At 33.8% G+C, this 17,311-nt stretch carries 16 protein-coding genes; 6 read left to right on the top strand and 10 right to left on the bottom strand.

Features of this window, described 5'->3' with window-relative positions:
* Positions 1–65: 65 nt before the first annotated feature.
* The 6 genes from JE46_RS15170 to JE46_RS15145 form a co-directional block, all read right to left on the bottom strand.
* Entirely contained in the window at positions 66–443 is a 378-nt protein-coding gene (locus tag JE46_RS15170; RefSeq protein WP_236010656.1) for a hypothetical protein, read from the bottom strand.
* A 134-nt stretch (positions 444–577) separates the two neighbouring features.
* Positions 578–3,922, bottom strand: coding sequence for a preprotein translocase subunit SecA (gene secA / locus JE46_RS15165; RefSeq protein WP_031456129.1), 3,345 nt, complete (start codon positions 3,920–3,922; stop codon positions 578–580).
* Positions 3,923–4,009: 87 nt separating this feature from the next.
* Positions 4,010–4,231: a DUF2795 domain-containing protein gene (locus JE46_RS15160; protein ID WP_007138072.1), complete on the bottom strand. Its 222-nt coding sequence runs from the start codon at positions 4,229–4,231 to the stop codon at positions 4,010–4,012.
* A 250-nt stretch (positions 4,232–4,481) separates the two neighbouring features.
* Positions 4,482–5,051 carry a cob(I)yrinic acid a,c-diamide adenosyltransferase gene (locus JE46_RS15155; protein ID WP_031456128.1) on the bottom strand — a complete coding sequence of 190 codons (570 nt, stop codon included), beginning with the start codon at positions 5,049–5,051 and terminating at the stop codon, positions 4,482–4,484.
* Positions 5,052–5,105: 54 nt separating this feature from the next.
* Entirely contained in the window at positions 5,106–5,675 is a 570-nt protein-coding gene (locus JE46_RS15150) for a hypothetical protein (protein ID WP_031456127.1), read from the bottom strand.
* A 44-nt stretch (positions 5,676–5,719) separates the two neighbouring features.
* A complete protein-coding gene (locus JE46_RS15145; protein ID WP_031456126.1) occupies positions 5,720–6,406 on the bottom strand; it encodes an ABC transporter ATP-binding protein in 687 nt (228 codons plus the stop codon).
* Between the two features lie 305 nt (positions 6,407–6,711).
* On the opposite strand from JE46_RS15145, the gene JE46_RS15140 reads away from it, so the two are divergent.
* Entirely contained in the window at positions 6,712–7,368 is a 657-nt protein-coding gene (locus tag JE46_RS15140) for a DUF6565 domain-containing protein (RefSeq protein WP_031456125.1), read from the top strand.
* 55 nt (positions 7,369–7,423) lie between these two features.
* On the opposite strand, the gene JE46_RS15135 is transcribed toward JE46_RS15140, so the two are convergent.
* The 3 genes from JE46_RS15135 to JE46_RS15125 form a co-directional block, all read right to left on the bottom strand.
* A complete protein-coding gene (locus tag JE46_RS15135) occupies positions 7,424–8,203 on the bottom strand; it encodes an O-methyltransferase (RefSeq protein WP_031456124.1) in 780 nt (259 codons plus the stop codon).
* 97 nt (positions 8,204–8,300) lie between these two features.
* Entirely contained in the window at positions 8,301–8,768 is a 468-nt protein-coding gene (locus JE46_RS15130) for an FKBP-type peptidyl-prolyl cis-trans isomerase (protein ID WP_031456123.1), read from the bottom strand.
* A gap of 118 nt (positions 8,769–8,886) precedes the next feature.
* Positions 8,887–10,749 (bottom strand): ABC-F family ATP-binding cassette domain-containing protein, encoded by a 1,863-nt coding sequence (locus tag JE46_RS15125; protein ID WP_031456122.1) that lies wholly within the window; start codon positions 10,747–10,749, stop codon positions 8,887–8,889.
* 397 nt (positions 10,750–11,146) lie between these two features.
* Here JE46_RS15125 and JE46_RS15120 point away from each other — a divergent pair, with 397 nt between their 5' ends.
* From JE46_RS15120 to JE46_RS15105, 5 genes are all read left to right on the top strand, one after another.
* Positions 11,147–12,130, top strand: a complete 984-nt coding sequence (locus JE46_RS15120) for a helix-turn-helix domain-containing protein (RefSeq protein ID WP_031456121.1) — start codon at positions 11,147–11,149, stop codon at positions 12,128–12,130.
* Between the two features lie 114 nt (positions 12,131–12,244).
* Complete coding sequence (locus tag JE46_RS24060) at positions 12,245–12,397, top strand: hypothetical protein (protein WP_157505931.1); 153 nt, start codon at positions 12,245–12,247, stop codon at positions 12,395–12,397.
* Between the two features lie 43 nt (positions 12,398–12,440).
* On the top strand, positions 12,441–13,364 hold the full coding sequence (locus tag JE46_RS15115; protein ID WP_031456120.1) for an NADP-dependent oxidoreductase: 924 nt from the start codon (positions 12,441–12,443) through the stop codon (positions 13,362–13,364).
* Positions 13,365–13,393: 29 nt separating this feature from the next.
* Positions 13,394–14,311, top strand: coding sequence for an NAD(P)H-binding protein (locus tag JE46_RS15110; protein ID WP_035136635.1), 918 nt, complete (start codon positions 13,394–13,396; stop codon positions 14,309–14,311).
* A gap of 56 nt (positions 14,312–14,367) precedes the next feature.
* The gene (locus tag JE46_RS15105; protein ID WP_031456118.1) at positions 14,368–15,450 is read left to right on the top strand and encodes an alkene reductase; all 1,083 of its coding nucleotides are present in this window, start codon (positions 14,368–14,370) and stop codon (positions 15,448–15,450) included.
* Between the two features lie 730 nt (positions 15,451–16,180).
* On the opposite strand, the gene JE46_RS15100 is transcribed toward JE46_RS15105, so the two are convergent.
* Positions 16,181–17,146 (bottom strand): hypothetical protein, encoded by a 966-nt coding sequence (locus tag JE46_RS15100; RefSeq protein ID WP_031456117.1) that lies wholly within the window; start codon positions 17,144–17,146, stop codon positions 16,181–16,183.
* Positions 17,147–17,311 lie beyond the last annotated feature (165 nt).

Here is a 17,311-nt window from a genome sequence, read left to right as displayed (position 1 = left end):
GCTTTTTTCCTGACGTTAAGACAAGAAAAATCTTTTCAGTTTTGAATTGAAAAGCGTGCTAAAATTTATATAAAATAGGATGGAGGGTGAAAAGTACTATTGGAAACCGAAATAGGTTTCGCATCAAAAGAAGCAAAAAATTCTGCTGCTGATGCGATAGGTATAACTAATTTAAAATTAGCTGTAGGTGTATTTTTAATGTAAACAACTTCTCCTTTTTCTTTCAGGTTGTTTTGCATCTTTTTTTCGTTGTCGGCATATTTCTTCAGACTTTTTTGAAGTTCACATCGGCCGTTGCAAGAATTAAAGATCATTTTTCGCTGTACACAAATCGTTTTTGAAATTTCTTCCTGATTTAATTTAAATGAAGTATAAACGAAGAAACTGCCAAATGATGGCACTAAAAGCATACAGGAAAGAAATATGATGAGTAACTTTTTCAAAAGTTGTTTCTTTGTTTTCGAATGCAAAAGTACAGTTTATTCGTTTTAGAAAGAACAAAGATTAGTTTTTTTGCAAAAAAAAATCCCCAACTGTTTTACAATTGGGGATTAGAAATGTATTGTTTAAAAATTTATTATTTAACCAAAACCCATGTGCCATTAGCAATTAAAGTTTCTGCTTTTTTAAATTTCATTGTTTCAGTTTTACCTGTAGCAACTTCCTGAACAGTTACAGTATCATTTCGATTGATTTTTGGCATATCTCTTACGATAGTTTCTGTAACCTGACGCTGTTGCGTTTCTCCGGCTTCACGGTTGATGTCTTCGCTATTCGGAATTTCATCTTTGCTTAATTTGAAGTTTTCTTTCTGACGAACTTCTCTTGCTTCGTGAATTTCTGAAGTAACATTTTGAGCCGGTAAATCACCTTTGAATAAGAATGAAATTACCTCTTTGTTAACGTTGTCCAACATTCCTCTAAACAAATTAAAAGCTTCTAATTTGTAAATAAGCAATGGATCTTTCTGTTCGTGAACAGCCAATTGAACAGATTGTTTCAATTCGTCCATTTTACGTAAGTGTTTTTTCCAGGCCTCATCAACAATAGAAAGTGTAATGTTTTTCTCAAAATCAGCAATTAACTGAGCCCCTTCGCTATCGTATGCTTTTTTCAGATCTGTAACAACATTCAAGGTTTTGATTCCGTCAGTAAACGGAACTACGATACGCTCAAAATGATTGTTTGGCTCTTCGTAAACTCCTTTAATAATAGGAAAAGCTTCTCTTGCGCTTCTTTCAGTTTTCTCTGTATAGAACGCTAAAGTTTCTTTGTAGATTTTTCCTGTAATTTCAATATCAGTTAATTTCGTAAAATCTGCTTCAGAAATTGGAGAAGTGATAGAGAAATAACGGATTAAATCAAATTCGAAATTTTTGAAATCATTAACTGGTTTAGTTTGGCTTACGATTAATTCGCAAGTATCATAAAGCATGTTTGCAATATCAAGTTTTAAACGCTCACCAAATAAGGCGTGACGACGACGTTTGTAAACTACTTCACGTTGCGAGTTCATAACGTCATCATATTCTAATAAACGTTTACGAACACCAAAGTTGTTTTCTTCTACTTTTTTCTGAGCACGCTCGATAGATTTGGTCATCATAGAATGCTGAATTACTTCTCCTTCCTGTAAGCCCATTCTATCCATTACTTTAGCAACTCTTTCAGAACCAAATAAACGCATTAAGTTATCTTCAAGAGAAACATAAAATTGAGAGCTTCCCGGATCTCCCTGACGTCCTGCACGACCACGTAACTGTCTGTCGACACGACGGGAATCATGACGTTCTGTACCCACGATTGCCAAACCTCCGGCAGCTTTTACTTCTGGAGATAATTTAATATCTGTACCACGACCAGCCATGTTGGTTGCAATAGTTACAACTCCGGCTTTACCTGCTTCTTCTACAATTTGTGCCTCTTGTTTGTGCATTTTTGCATTCAAAACGTTATGTGTAACGCCTCTCATTTTCAACATTCGGCTTAATAATTCTGAAATCTCGACAGACGTTGTTCCAATCAATACCGGTCTTCCTGATTTTGATAATTCTGTTACATCTTCAATAACAGCATTGAATTTCTCACGTGTAGTTTTGTAGATATAATCTTCTTTGTCTTGTCTTGAGATAGCGCGGTTGGTTGGAATTTCAACAACATCCAGTTTATAAATCTGCCATAACTCGCCAGCTTCTGTAACCGCTGTACCTGTCATACCTCCTAATTTGCTGTACATTCTGAAATAATTCTGTAATGTAACGGTTGCAAAAGTTTGTGTAGCAGCTTCAATCTTTACATTTTCTTTAGCCTCGATCGCCTGGTGTAAACCGTCTGAATAGCGACGGCCATCCATGATACGGCCAGTTTGCTCATCGACAATCATAATTTTGTTGTCCATGATGACATATTCCACATCTTTTTCGAATAAAGCGTATGCTTTTAAAAGTTGCGTTAAAGTGTGAATACGCTCGCTTTTTACACCAAAATCCTGAAATAATCTTTCTTTAGCTTCTGCTTCTGCGTCTTTATCTAATTTTTGTTTTTCGATAGCCGCAATTTCAGTTCCAATATCCGGAAGTACGAAAAAGTCAGCATCTGTATCACCAGAAAGGTATTTGATACCATTATCAGTCAATTCTACCTGATTGTTTTTTTCTTCAATTACAAAATACAAAGCTTCATCAACTTTATGCATTTCGCGATTGTTATCCTGCATGTATTGATTTTCAGTTTTTTGAAGTAATTGTTTAATTCCTTCTTCACTTAAAAATTTGATTAATGCTTTATTTTTAGGTAAACTTCTGTAAGCTCTTAATAATAAAAATCCGCCTTCTTTAGTATTTCCTTCTTTGATTAATTTTTTAGCCTCTGCTAAGAAACCATTCGCTAACTGACGTTGCTGTGCAACTAAGTTTTCAATTTTTGGTTTCAATTCGTTAAATTCATGACGATCTCCCTGTGGAACTGGTCCCGAAATAATAAGTGGCGTTCTTGCATCATCAATTAATACAGAATCGACCTCATCGACAATAGCGTAGTTATGTTTTCTTTGTACTAAATCACTTGGCGAGTGTGCCATGTTATCTCTTAAGTAGTCAAAACCAAATTCATTGTTGGTTCCGTAAGTGATATCAGCGTCGTATGCTTTTTTTCTTTGTTCTGTACTTGGCTGGTGATTATCGATACAATCAACAGTCAAACCATGAAATTCGAATAAAGGAGCTTTCCATGTACTATCGCGTTTTGCAAGGTAATCATTCACAGTTACTAAGTGAACTCCGTTTCCAGTCAAAGCATTTAAGTAAAGTGGAAGTGTAGCAACCAACGTTTTACCTTCACCTGTTTGCATTTCGGCAACTTTACCTTCGTGCAAAACCATACCACCAATTAACTGAACATCATAATGAATCATGTCCCATGTGATTTCTTTACCGGCAGCATTCCATTTATTGGCCCATGTTGCTTTGTCACCTTCAATAGTGATATATGTTTTAGTAGCCGAAAGTTCGCGGTCTTTTGGAGTTGCAGTAACTTCAATAAAAGAATTGTCTTTAAAACGGCGAGCCGTTTCTTTAACAACAGAAAAGGCTTCAGGAAGAATTTCTAATAAAGTCTTTTCGGAGATTTCGTAAGCTTCTTTTTCCAGAGCATCAATAGCATCATATAGATCTTCTCTTTTGTCGATGTCTTCGATGTTTTCTACTTCTGCTTTAAGCGAAGCAATTTTAGCATCTTTATCAGCTCTGGCTTCTTTTATTTTTTGTTTAAAATATTTAGTCCTGGCTCTCAATTCGTCGTGAGACAAACTCATTAAGCTGGTTTCGAATGTTTTAATTTTGTTTAAATAAGGTTGTAGAGCTTTAACATCTTTCTGTGATTTATCACCTACAAAGACTTTAATAATACTGTTTATGAAACTCATGATTTATTGTATTTCTATTTTGTGTAAATGTGTATTTGAACCAAAAAAAAAGCCTCGGTGATGAGACTTTTTCCTTTGGTTTATTTTTTAATATTCATCCTCATTCCAAAGATAATCTTCGTCTGTTGGATAATCAGGCCAAATTTCTTCCATTGATTCATATATCTCGCCTTCGTCTTCAATCGACTGTAGGTTTTCTACTACTTCCAAAGGAGCTCCTGCTCTAATAGCGTAGTCAATAAGTTCGTCTTTGTTAGCAGGCCACGGTGCATCACTTAAATAGGATGCTAATTCTAATGTCCAATACATCTTTTGTCGATTTAGTTTGTGCAAAAATAAATTTTTTACTGAAAAAGACAAGTAAAATTTGATTTATTTTAATAAAATTTAAGAACGTCGCTTGTTAATTCTAATATTTAAATTCCAAATCCCAAAAAAGACCCTTGAAATCTCAATATTTAAAATCCAAATTTTTAAGATTTATTTCGTTTTAAAAATTCGAAATAATTTTATTTTTTATTGAAATTTGTGGCTTCAAAAATTGGAATTTGCAGAAAATTTATTTTCTGGGGATCCATTTCACTTCCTCCGCTTTGAGGTCAGAGGACAACTTCCGTGCCAAGACAAAAAGGTAGTCAGAAAGTCGGTTTAAGTACATAATTGCGATTTCAGGAACGTGTTCGTTATGGCTTAAATGGACAGCTAAGCGTTCTGCACGACGGCAAATACAACGCGAAATATGACAATGTGACACGGTTGGATGGCCACCCGGTAAAACAAAATGAGTCATTGGCGGTAGACTTTCCTCCATTTTATCTATTTCATTTTCCAGTAATTCAATATCCGAATCGATTATTCCGAGATTTTCTAATCGGAGTTTGCCGTTTTTTAAAACTTCTTTTTCCTGAGGAGTTGCCAAAATGGCACCAACAGTAAAAAGACGATCCTGAATTTCGATTAAAATAGTTTTATAATGCGAATCAATTTCCTGATCACGGATTAGTCCGATATAAGAGTTCAATTCGTCAACAGTTCCATAACTGTCAATCCTGATATTATCTTTAGGAACACGTGTGCCTCCAAAAAGAGCCGTGGTTCCTTTGTCTCCTGTTTTGGTATATACTTTCATTTTTTCTTTTAAGATGCTAAGGTTCTCAGATGCTAAGGCACTAAGCTTTTTTTATTAGTTGTTTAAGCCAAGTTCATTACTCAGTTTTGTTAATTTTTTATGGGCTTTGTCATTAAAGGCATCGCTTTTTATTCCCGCAGTTTTTGCGGTCGACTCAAGTTGAGAGCATTCTAAACAAATCTGTGTTTGACAAATTATTTTATTATCCTTAAAATAAATAAATCCAAGTCTTGGATTGTAACAAGCCGTCAGATTTGGATTTTCAAATGTTTTTTTATCTCCAATAATTGTATTTAATTTTAAGATTTGATTGCGATCGAGTTTCTTTCTGCCTTTTATGGTGTTAACAGATCTTCCTCTTTTATTTATTGGATAAAATGAATGTCCATTTCCATCAAAACCAATATAATTAACTCCAATAACTGAATCACATTCAAATTCTTTCTTGTAAGATAAAAGAGTGTCAATACTAACTACAAATTCATTTGTGGTTGCCCAACGTATTTTTACACTTTCAATTTTCGGATGTAATATTTTAGAATTTTCATTATTCTTTACTGAAGTATTTTTACAAGACGCTAAAAACAAAAAAGCTAATAAAAGAGATCTAATGAAATTGGTCATTTTTTTCTTTTCCGATTAAACAATAAACCAAATAAACGCTTAAACTATTTCGTAGTATCACTTTCAATCAAGCCATCTCGCAAACGAATAACCCGATGCGCATAAGCGGCAATATCTTCTTCGTGTGTTACCAGAATTACAGTGTTTCCCTGCGCATGAATATCTCCAAAAAGCTTCATGATTTCTACAGAAGTTTTACTGTCCAGGTTTCCTGTTGGTTCATCGGCTAATATAATGGATGGTTTGTTAACAAGAGCACGGGCAATTGCCACACGCTGGCGCTGCCCTCCTGAAAGCTGATTCGGCTGATGATCCATTCGGTCTGCAAGATTTACTTGTTTTAATACTTCTGTCGCTCTTGTGTTTCTTTCAGATTTAGAATATCCTGCATAAATCATGGGCAATGCAACATTATCTAATGCGGTCGTTCTGGGTAAAAGATTAAAAGTTTGAAAAACAAAACCAATTTCTGTATTACGAATTCCCGCCAGTTCATCATCTTTCATCTGGCTTACATCTTTTCCGTTCAAGACATAACGACCGGAAGTTGGTGTGTCTAAACATCCCAATAAATTCATTAAAGTAGATTTTCCGGATCCTGAAGGTCCCATTAACGCCACATATTCTCCTTTATTGATTTCTAAATTAATTCCTTTTAAAACATAAACGATTTCATTACCCAGCACAAAATTTCGTCTTATGTCAGTTATTTTAATTAATGGATTTGCCATTTTGTTTTACAATTTTGGATTTAAAAGTACAAAACCCTTTTCAATAATTGGTAAGTAGTATTTAATTGATTTTTGTTACAGGCTTTACAATCTAAATAGTCATTCATTGCAATACTTTGAATTCTGTAGAAAATTCTGGTTCTTCAAAAAAAGGTGTTATATGATTTCGATTAAATTTTATATAATTATCATATTTATTGAAATTAATTAAATTATTTTTAATTAAAAAGCTTAATTTTTAATAATAATTTATTTTTAGTTGTTTTTTTAACTATATTTGTTTGTAACTTTTAAAAATTAGAATTATGAAAAATATACAAATTTTATCAGCAATTGTATTGATTGCATTGGGTTTTACATCATGTAAAGACGAGAAACAAGAACAAGCTAAGAAGACGATTGATTCATATGTAGCTTATGTGGATTCAGTAAAAAATGTTGCGGCAGAAGATTTGAAAGCAGATTGGGCAGCTGTTGAAGCGGAATATGACAAGAGAGCAGAAAATGCACAACTAGCGCTTGCGGATATTAAGGATAATACAGCTGAAACGGAAAGAATAAATACGAGCAAAATTAAATATGAAGAATTTAAAAATGAGATGGCAGCTAAACTTGCGCCGCCTGTAAGTCCGAAACAACAATTGCGTAATGCTTTATTTGGAGAAGGAAAAATTGGTGACGACATGAGTTTTGCCTGGGTAAATGCTAAAAATATTCATAGTGTGTATCAACAATTTGTACATACAGTAGAAAATAATAAAGACAGTTATTCACGTGAAGACTGGGATGAAATTAAATTGATGTATGAAGCACTTGACAGTCGTAAAAATACAGTCGAAAAAGAAGGTCTCTCAGCAGAAGATAACAGAAAAATTGCAGGCTTAAAAATCAAATTTGCGCCTATGTATACTGTAAACAGAATGGGAGCTAAATCTGAAGAAACTGCCGCAGCTAAGAAATAGGTTATTTAGGTTTATTTAGTTTTGAAAATGACAATCAGTAATGGTTGTCATTTTTTTATGCCCTGATGATAAAGTGTTCTTTTTCCTGCTCACGTCTGAAAAATACAAAACCCCATTGAAAAGTATCGATTGTAACTTTTACTTTTGGATGTTTTTTTATAATTTCCCAAGCTTCCTCCATTTCTGAAGACCAATGAATATCATCAAAAATCCAAACGGAATCATTGTCAATCGTAGGTAGTAAAAGTTCAAAATAAGCTAAAGTTGCTTTTTCAGAATGATTACCGTCGAAGTAAATCAGTTCAAAGTTTAAAGTTTCTGATTTCAGGTTATTCAGATACAGTTCAAATTCTGAAATTACATTTTCAACATTATTGAAATTGAATCTTTGCAGTTGCAATTGACATTGGTTTGCAGTTTGCGGGCAGCCTTCTAAAGTAATGACTTTTGCTTTTGGATTTCCTAATGCAAGAGCAGAAGTTGCTAAACCTAATGAAGTTCCGATTTCAAGAATATTTTTGGGCTCAAAATAATTAGTTACGCGAAATAATAATTCAGCACGTTTTTTAGAAATTCCGGCAGTTTTTGCAATTTTTGAAATCTGTCTTTTATTGGATTTGAAAACTTTTGAACCTGCTCCAAAATCAGTTACATTAATAAAGTTTTTATTCTCTAAAAATGATTTTCGATAGTTATTAAGAGTTGAATATTCAGGTTTTGATTTTTTATCGTAAAAGCATTTCGTTAATAAACTAAAAACAAATGGAGAGTGTACTCCATGTTCATTTTTGGAGTTCCAAAGGAATTTTAGATATGATTTTATTTGATGTTGCATGTTTTGTTTCACAAAGATTCACAAAATCCAAACACAAAGATTTGCAAAAAAAGTTTAGTGTAATTCTGTGATTCTATTGTGAATCTCCGCGTAATGTTTAATTAACCGAAATCAATTTGACATCGAAAATAAGTACTGAGCCACCGGGAATTCCTCTATAATCAAAACTTCCATATGCTAAGTGGGATGGAATTAATAAAACACCGCTTCCGCCGGTTTTAAAATAAGGAATGCCCTCAGTCCAGCCCTTTATAACTTGATTTAATGGGAAAGAAACCCCGGCAGCAGTACTTTGATCAAAGATTTTTCCACTAGTGTAATAACCTTTATAAGCAACCGTAACATTAGAAGTTGCTGTTGGTTGTGTTCCTTCTCCGGGTTCGTTAATGACATAATATAGTCCCGTATCACTTCTTTGTGCGGTTAAATTGTTTTTAGCTATATAATCTGTAATTTCTTTTTCATTTTCAGCAGTGTAATCTTTTGCTATTTGTGGTTCTGCATTGTCCGGGTTACACGAAATAAAAAGCGTTAAAGCGATTAGATAAGATAGGATTTGTTTCATAACTGTTTTAAATTTTGTATGATGTGTTGATTTTTTGTTTTACAAAGATTGTCAAAGTAAATACATAATAATAAAAAGTAATGTACCTTTGTGGCTTTTTTAAACTCAATGAAAATAATTAGCCTTCAATTTTAGCAGAAAGCTCAAACCAGCGCTCTTCTTTGTGATCTATTTTGTTGATGATATTTTGTAATTCGTTTGCTTTTTTCTCGATGTCAGCATCGGCAACCTTTCCGTCAGAGAATAATTGTTCGATTTTAGTTTTATCAATTTCTAAATCTTTGATTTCTCTTTCTAGTTTTTGATATTCTTTTTGCTCGTTAAAAGTCAGGTTTCCAGTTGGATTATTTTGTTTCCAATCTTTCTTTTCGGCTTTGTTTTCTTCTTTTTGGGCAACATCCGCACTGTCTTCATAAGCTCTGAAATCAGAATAGTTTCCCGGGAAATTTTCGATCTCACCATTTCCTCTGAAAACAAATAAATGATCGACAATTTTATCCATGAAATAACGGTCGTGTGAAACTACTAATAGACAACCTGGGTAGTCTAAAAGGAAACTTTCTAAAACGTTTAGTGTTACAATATCTAAATCGTTTGTTGGCTCATCGAGAATCAAAAAGTTTGGATTCTGAATCAAAACCGTACATAAATACAAACGTTTTAATTCGCCACCACTTAATTTTTCAACAAAATCGTATTGTTTTTTGGCATCAAAAAGAAAACGTTCCAGTAACTGCGAAGCCGAAATCATTTTTCCCTTTGCAAGCGGAATATATTCACCATATTCCTTAATAATATCGATAACACGCTGTCCCGGTTTGGGATTAATTCCGCTTTGGGTATAATATCCAATTTTTATTGTATCGCCTTTTACGACACGTCCGCTGTCAAGAGGAAGTGTGCCGGTTAAAAGGTTTAAAAAAGTTGATTTTCCTGTTCCGTTTTTACCAATAATTCCGATACGTTCTCCTCTTTGGAAATCGAAACTGAAATTATCCAGAATAACATGATCTTTAAACTTTTTAGAAATTTTGTGAAGCTCAATAATTTTGCTCCCCATTCTTTCCATGTTGATTTCAAGTTCGACCTTGTTTTCTTTTCTACGACTTTGAGCTTTTTCTTTAATTACATAAAAATCATCCTGACGCGATTTTGATTTCGTCGTTCTTGCTTTAGGCTGACGGCGCATCCACTCTAATTCTTTTACAAATAAGTTTTTGGCTTTATCAACACTCGCATTTTCAGAGGTAATTCGCTCTTCTTTTTTCTCTAAATAATAGGAGTAATTTCCTTTGTATTGATATAATTTACCGTTATCTAACTCCAGAATTTCATTACATACACGCTCTAAAAAGAAACGGTCGTGTGTTACCATAAACAGCGTAATATTTTCTTTAGCAAAATAACTCTCCAGCCATTCAATCATTTCAAGATCTAAATGGTTGGTTGGCTCATCCAAAATCAGTAAATCAGGGCGATTGATTAGAATTATAGCTAATGAAAGACGCTTTTTTTGTCCCCCGGAAAGATTTTTTACTTTTAGTTTAAAATCTTCTAGTTTTAATTTGAATAAAATCTGCTTGTATTGCGTTTCAAAATCCCATGCATTGTGCTGATCCATTCCGTCAAAAGCTTTTTGGTAGGCTTCTTCGTCATTCGGGTTTTCTAATGCTTTTTCGTAAGCTTCAATAATTTTTAAAGTTTCATTGTCTGAAGCAAAAATACTTTCTTCAATAGTCAGTTCGTCCTGAAGATTATTATCCTGAGAAAGAAATGCCATTCTAATGCCTTTTCTTAAAACAACCTGACCTGTATCTGGTTCATCTAAGCCATTGATAATGCTCATAATGGTTGTTTTTCCAGAACCATTTTTAGCAATAAATGCAATTTTTTGATCTTTATTGATTCCGAATGAAATGTTGTCAAAAAGTGTTCTTTCGCCAAAAGACTTCGATATATTCTCTACAGATAGGTAATTCATTGTTTTTAAATAGCTTAAAATTAAGCTTTTGTGTTTTATTAAAATTAAAAGGTCTCCAATTAGGTCTCTAATTTTAATTAGGATAAATTTGGACTTTGCAAAGATACTTTTTTGAAGCAAACAAAAAAAGATACTCTTAAAGTATCTTAAAATTGAATTTTGAACAGCTAATTTAAGTTATCACTTGTCCATCTTGAAAGCTTCACGATTTTATAAAGTGAGCTAAAAGGTTTGAAATAAATATGCTTTATTCTTTTGGCTCTTGCTTGAATGAAAAATGCATTAATGATTAGGAAATTATCGTTGCAATAACTTTAAATTATTAAACTCAAACAAAGGCGATAATGAATTAAAATTTATGAAATTTACATAACTTTAAATTAAGCTACTTTCCGCAATGATTTTTGAATTCACTACAGCATATGGCTTTGACTTTATCACTCTCTTTGCAAAAAAGATCAATGTTCCTGTAAGAGATAATTTTATGGAAATTCCAAATGCAATGGGAGAAGGTTATGTGCGTAAAGTTGGGTTTGGAAATGATTTTAAATTAACAATACATCGTTATAAACTAAAGGAAGATCTTATTCTTAAGCGTAATCCTTCTCCGGAATCTGGCAGTGTACGTACTTTTTTCTTTTATAGTAATAGAGAAAGTCTTGAAGTCAAATATGATAACGAGGAAGATATAGCATTCTCACCAAAAAAAGATTCTTCTATTTTATTGTCTACAAATGATTTACAGACAGAAATTCGTTTTCCTGCCAAGAGTAATATACAATATGTAGTAGTAGCGATTGCTGCTGATAGACTACGCACAATTTTATCGATTGATAATCCTAATGCTACAATAAAAACCATCACGGCAGATAATGCTTCGTTTCTCTTTTTCGAAAACCTCGATACTGAAATGCAGTTGCTTATTAAAAATATTGTATCGGTGGATATGAATAACCCAATGAATAATTTCTATGTACAAATTAAGGTTCAGGAGCTCATGTATCTTCTTTTTACTAAGCTGTCACTTAGAGAAAATTCAACATTTAAAAGTATAAATAGCAACGATGCGGCGAAACTTTTGGTAATTCGTAACGAAATTTTGAACGACCTAAGTACACCACCAGTTTTGAAAGAATTAGCCGCAATTGCTTCAATGAGCGAGACAAAACTTAAGCAGCTCTTTAAGCAGACCTTTGGTGATACAATCTATAATTATTTTCAAAAGGCAAGGATGGAAGAAGCTGCATTCCTCTTGAAACAGGCAAAGCATTCGGTTTCTGAGGTAGGTTATGAGTTAGGATTTTCAAATCTTAGCCACTTCAGCAGACTATTCCAGAAGCAGTATGGTATTACCCCCAAAAAGTATTCCTATACTGCATAATACTTTTTCTCTACTTCTAGTTTTATTTGTCGGATAGGACTATTATTGTGTCTTTTTTGGTTATTTTATCCATTTATTAGCTTTTAAATTTGTGCTTGTAATTAAGCACGGCAAATGAAAAAGTTAATCGCTCCTTTCGGGAAAGGCTCCTTAAAATTAAAAAAACCATCTGGTGATGGCTCTCATACTGAAGCTAATCTTGTTATCGGTATCGAAAAAACACATCCCACAATGAATGATCTCGACTCTAACAGATTCTATTTCTGAGCCAACAAGATTACACTAATATTCTACTTTAAATTTTAAAATAATGAAAGCAATACAATACAGAACTTATGGAAGTTCAGATGTGATCGAACAGGTTGAAGTTTCGATTCCATCAATTCAGAGTGATAATGATGTCTTGATCAAGGTTAAAGCAGCAGGTATAAATCCGATAGATATGAAAATACGCATGGGATTTATGAAAGAAATCCGTCCCGTTGAAATGCCCTTTATACCTGGCGGTGAAGCTTCGGGAATAATTGCTGCTGTTGGTGCACGTGTTACAAAATTTAAGTTGGGTGACGAGGTTATTGCCCTTACAAAGAAACATTCTTATGCGCAATATGTAACTGCCAAAGAGAATTCTGTTTTGCTTAAACCTGAGGGTTTGTCGTTTGAAGAAGCATCATCAATAGGTGTCAATATCGGAACGGCACAAACTGTCCTTTTTACAGAAGGCAAATTAGAAAGAGGTCAAAAAGTTTTAATTCAGGGCGGAGGTGGTGCTGTTGGCGGTGCTATGATTCAGATGGCAAAAGCTGCTGGTGCGTATGTTATGGCTACAGCGTCAGGTGAAGGAGTTGCTTTGGCAAAAAAACTAGGTGCTGATAAAGTGATTGATTATAAATTAAATGATGTAGCAACTATAGCCAAAGATATTGATCTTGTTGCAGATACAGCCGGGGGAGATGCTCAGGAAAAACTTTTTCAGATTTTAAAGCCAGGTGGCAAGCTCTTGAGTATTGCCACACAACCGTCACAGGATTTGGCGGAACAGTATAATGTGACAGCCTACTTTGTAGCTTCGGATATATCGTCAGAGAATTTAAAGCAAGGGATTGACCTTATAGAGGCTGGTAAATTTGTGCCGATCGTTTCCAAAATATTTAAACTGGAGTATGCAGCAATTGCACAGGATTTTTTAGGTGCCGGAGGTGCAAATGGTAAGGTTGTTCTTTTAGTTGAATGACAGTAAAATAATAATTTAAAAAGATAAAAATGAATACAAAAAAAGTTATCGTTGCCGGGGCAACAGGATTTCTGGGCAGTCAGATTGTGAAAGAATTGCTTGAGCAGGGAGCAGATGTTACCGCTATGGTTAGGGCAAGCAGTAATAGAAGTGAACTTACCAAAATGGGCGTTGAAAATTTTGTAGTGGGGGATATGATGGATGTGGCTTCATTAAGGCAGGCTCTTTCTCCTAAACATGGTTTTGATGTAATAGTTGCCAGTGCAGCAGGATATACGCGTCGTAAAAAAAGCGACAGTGCAGCAACAGATACAATTGGTTACCAAAATCTGGTTGATGCGACCAAGGAAGCAGGTATTCCCCGTTTTGTGCTGATTTCTATTCTCGAATCTGATAAGGCAAGATCGGTACCACATTTTCACAATAAATACCTGATCGAGCAATATCTTAAAAAGAAAAACCAGCCTTTTATAGCGCTTAGACCGGGTGCATTTCTGGATCAGATGCCTGATTTTATAATCAATAAAATGACAAAAGGAATATTGCCGACTTTCCTAAGCGGAAGCTATGGCATTATTTACACACCACAATTAGCCAGATATACGGCTTTGGCAGCAGTTTATTTACCTAATTCAGAATTGAATACTTCTATAGATGTTGGCTGGGACAGACCGGTAAACGAGCAGATACTGGCGGCAGCCTTTTCAAGTGTTCTTAAAAAGAATATTAAAACGGAGCCGGTTATCCCGCCATTCGTACTGAAATTTATCCTGCCGTTAATTGCACGTTTTAATGACAATATAAAAGACATGGTCGAAATGACCAAATGGATCGATAAAGGTGTCTATATCAGTAGAAATCATCAAAGGCAAAAAGAGCTTTTCGGCGAATTACCAACTCCTGAGCAAAGTATAAGAGAATATTGCCGGGATAAGGGATTAATCTAAAGGAAGATTTTCAACATGATAAATTAAGCGGTACATCAATAATAAAAAAATAGACTATGAAATTATTAGAAAAGGTAACATTGGGAAAACAAACATTAAAGAATGCAATGGCGATGGCGCCTATGACCCGCAGCAGGGCAAATAGCAAAGGTGTAGTGTCAGACCTGACTGTATTGTATTACACACAGCGTGCGAGCGCCGGATTGTTGCTGACTGAGGCTATAAACATTTCAGAACAGGCATTGGGCAGTCCATTAACACCAAGCCTTTATAATCAGGAGCAAATTGATGCATGGAAAAAAGTGACCAAATCAGTTCATGATCATGGAGGTGTAATCTATGCACAGCTTTGGCATACAGGTCGTGTTGGGCATTCAGTGGATAGAAACGGTAAACTTCCTGTAGCACCATCGGCAATAGGGATAAAAGGACAACAGCATTTTACCTCTCAGGGAATGAAAGATTATGAAACTCCTCAGGAGCTTACTTTATTAGAGATTAAGCAGATCGTAAAGGACTACGGTCAGGCTGCCAAAAATGCTATCGAGGCCGGTTTTGATGGTGTCGAACTTCATTCGGCATTTGGGTACTTGCCTAACCAGTTTTTATCTGAAAGTGCAAACCTGCGAACTGATGAATATGGCGGAAGCGTAGAGAACAGGAACCGCTTCGTGCTTGAAGTAATGCATGAATTAGTTACTGCTATCGGAAGCGATAAGGTTGGCATAAAGCTATCGCCAACAGTCTATTATAATAATATTGAGAACAGTAGTGATCCTGAGGCACAATTCAAACCATTAATCCAAGCTTTGAATACATTACCGCTGTCATATATTCATTTAATGAATGGGATGCTGCCTCTTGATAATCATCCAAACTATCCTAAAAACGCAGTAGAAACTTTTGGCAGCATAAGCAAACATCTGGTAATTGCAAATGCAGGGTTTAATAAGGAAACCGGGGAGGCAGAACTTGAAAAAGGGATTGCCAAAATAATTGCTTATGGATCTTTGTTTCTCGCAAATCCTGATCTGCCAAGAAGATTTGAATCAAATGCAGAGTTCAATCAACTTGATCACACTACAATGTACGGCGGAGGTGAGCAAGGATATACGGATTATCCTCAATTGAAAGATTGAAACTATATGTTCATCATCAAGTGGAAGCTATGAGGAGATTTTAAAATAAAATAAAATCAATGAGATATTTTCCAGAATAGAACTCACGTCTTAGGTGACGTGAGTCCTTTTTGCTTTTACAACTTTCATCCAGATGAATAGATATTGTGGATACTCTAATAAAAAAAAATAAACAGACTCTAAAAAGAGAATCATTTTGAAGCCAAATTTTAAGATTTTATCAGAAGAAGATAAGTCCAATTTAAAAGCGAGAATTGCAAGCAGTATAGCAAAGGAAAATCAGTGTATAAAAAGAAAAAGGATTTTTATCCTTTTGTATAGTATTGCAGCTTTAGCACTCCTAATTTTAATTATTTTGCTTATTTCTATACTAATATAGATAATTTACGTAATTGAAAATGATTTTTTATCTGCTAAAGTTACTCCTTTTTTACTAGAGCTTTCGTCCGAAATAGTGTTTAAAAAGAGAAATCACATTATTCAAAAGTAGTAAAGCATCTAATACTCTCGCTTGGTTTTGCTTTTCATTGAAAATATTGTCCTTAAATGGTATGACAGTATTAAAAAACCGAAGTTAAAAGACTTGTAAACTTCTAAAATACAGTTCACGGAAAGTATCTGAAGAACTTTTATATGAAAGATTAATTTCACTTTGTAAATTATAAGTTATGAATGATTTACAAAGCACAATTTTTTTGCAAAAGTAAACTATTACATTACGATTTGCGAATTATTTATGGAGATAGGAATTCAATATAGGACTTAAATCGAAGTAATGGATCTGTTGACGAACATTTAAAATAGGTTTTTTGATTAAAGCTTCGTTGGTTAGATAATAATGCAAACCATCTTGGGTAGTAATTCCCTCTATTTGATGAAAAGAAAGTTTAAGACTTATTCTTCGTTTGTTTCCGGATAAAAAATCATGATTTTTAAAATCGTACAGAAGATATATAAACGGTTTTCCTTTTGCTGAATAGCCGCAAAGAGCAATTATTTTTTTTGATTCTATATAAGTGGCACCTGTTACTAAACCTTTTGTATCAATTGTTTCTCTTAGTGTTGCTTTATGATTTCCGGATTTGTTTGGTAAAGTGTAAATACTTGTTTTTGATGATTTCCATTGTTTTGTAAACAAGTAGATACTATCCTTTGTGACAATAAAAGCTTCACAATCAAGATTTGTAGCGTTTGGTTTTTTTGGAGAAAAATCAGTTTGGTCTGAATATGAAAATGAAATAGTCTCAATTATTGGATCTTCTTTTAAAAATGATTTTTTCTCAATTTTTAAGATTTTCAAGTTGACTCTGTTTCCTGCATAATTATTTCCAAAATCCCCAATATATAAATACGAACTGTCTTGCGAGATTTCTTCCCAATCATTATTTATCGTGTGCTCCAGAATTATTTTTTTTTTAATTTTTCCCAAAGAATCCAATCCGTAGATAGTTTTATCATGATCATCATTGTGAGTCCATAATAAATTTGCAAACGAAATAATTCCTGAAGTCTCGTTGATAGAATCGCTTAGTGTTTTTGAGTATTCTGGTTTTATTTTGATTGTTTTGTAGAGACAGCTTCCATCATTTAGAGTTGCATTCGAATTGTATGTTTTTGAAAAGGGATCTGTACATCCGGAAATTTGGCTGTAAGCTGTAGAGATAAAAAAAAAGCAAAAAATAAAATATTCTTTCATAATTAAAATGCAATAAACTAAAATATTAAAAGTTATGTTTTAGACATTATAATTTGAAATTAGTTGCAATATATAAAAAATACATGATTTAATTGCATAAACGGCTTTTGTAATAATCTCGAAAAGTCAGAAATTTAACATTAAAAAGTGTATTGTTTTATTTTA

Source organism: Flavobacterium chungangense LMG 26729 (genome assembly GCF_000735715.2).
In the GTDB taxonomy this organism is placed as follows: Bacteria; Bacteroidota; Bacteroidia; order Flavobacteriales; family Flavobacteriaceae; genus Flavobacterium; species Flavobacterium chungangense.
This window is presented reverse-complemented; position numbering and strand designations above follow the sequence as displayed.

Coding starts and splice junctions, on each gene's coding strand:
- JE46_RS15110 (WP_035136635.1), top strand. CDS start 13,394: ATGAATACAAAAAAAGTTATCGTTGCCGGGGCAACAGGATTTCTGGGC.
- JE46_RS15105 (WP_031456118.1), top strand. CDS start 14,368: ATGAAATTATTAGAAAAGGTAACATTGGGAAAACAAACATTAAAGAAT.
- JE46_RS15135 (WP_031456124.1), bottom strand. CDS start 8,203: ATGCAACATCAAATAAAATCATATCTAAAATTCCTTTGGAACTCCAAA.
- JE46_RS15145 (WP_031456126.1), bottom strand. CDS start 6,406: ATGGCAAATCCATTAATTAAAATAACTGACATAAGACGAAATTTTGTG.
- JE46_RS15125 (WP_031456122.1), bottom strand. CDS start 10,749: ATGAATTACCTATCTGTAGAGAATATATCGAAGTCTTTTGGCGAAAGA.
- JE46_RS15130 (WP_031456123.1), bottom strand. CDS start 8,768: ATGAAACAAATCCTATCTTATCTAATCGCTTTAACGCTTTTTATTTCG.
- JE46_RS15120 (WP_031456121.1), top strand. CDS start 11,147: ATGATTTTTGAATTCACTACAGCATATGGCTTTGACTTTATCACTCTC.
- JE46_RS15150 (WP_031456127.1), bottom strand. CDS start 5,675: ATGACCAATTTCATTAGATCTCTTTTATTAGCTTTTTTGTTTTTAGCG.
- JE46_RS24060 (WP_157505931.1), top strand. CDS start 12,245: ATGAAAAAGTTAATCGCTCCTTTCGGGAAAGGCTCCTTAAAATTAAAA.
- JE46_RS15160 (WP_007138072.1), bottom strand. CDS start 4,231: ATGTATTGGACATTAGAATTAGCATCCTATTTAAGTGATGCACCGTGG.
- JE46_RS15100 (WP_031456117.1), bottom strand. CDS start 17,146: ATGAAAGAATATTTTATTTTTTGCTTTTTTTTTATCTCTACAGCTTAC.
- JE46_RS15155 (WP_031456128.1), bottom strand. CDS start 5,051: ATGAAAGTATATACCAAAACAGGAGACAAAGGAACCACGGCTCTTTTT.
- secA (WP_031456129.1), bottom strand. CDS start 3,922: ATGAGTTTCATAAACAGTATTATTAAAGTCTTTGTAGGTGATAAATCA.
- JE46_RS15115 (WP_031456120.1), top strand. CDS start 12,441: ATGAAAGCAATACAATACAGAACTTATGGAAGTTCAGATGTGATCGAA.
- JE46_RS15140 (WP_031456125.1), top strand. CDS start 6,712: ATGAAAAATATACAAATTTTATCAGCAATTGTATTGATTGCATTGGGT.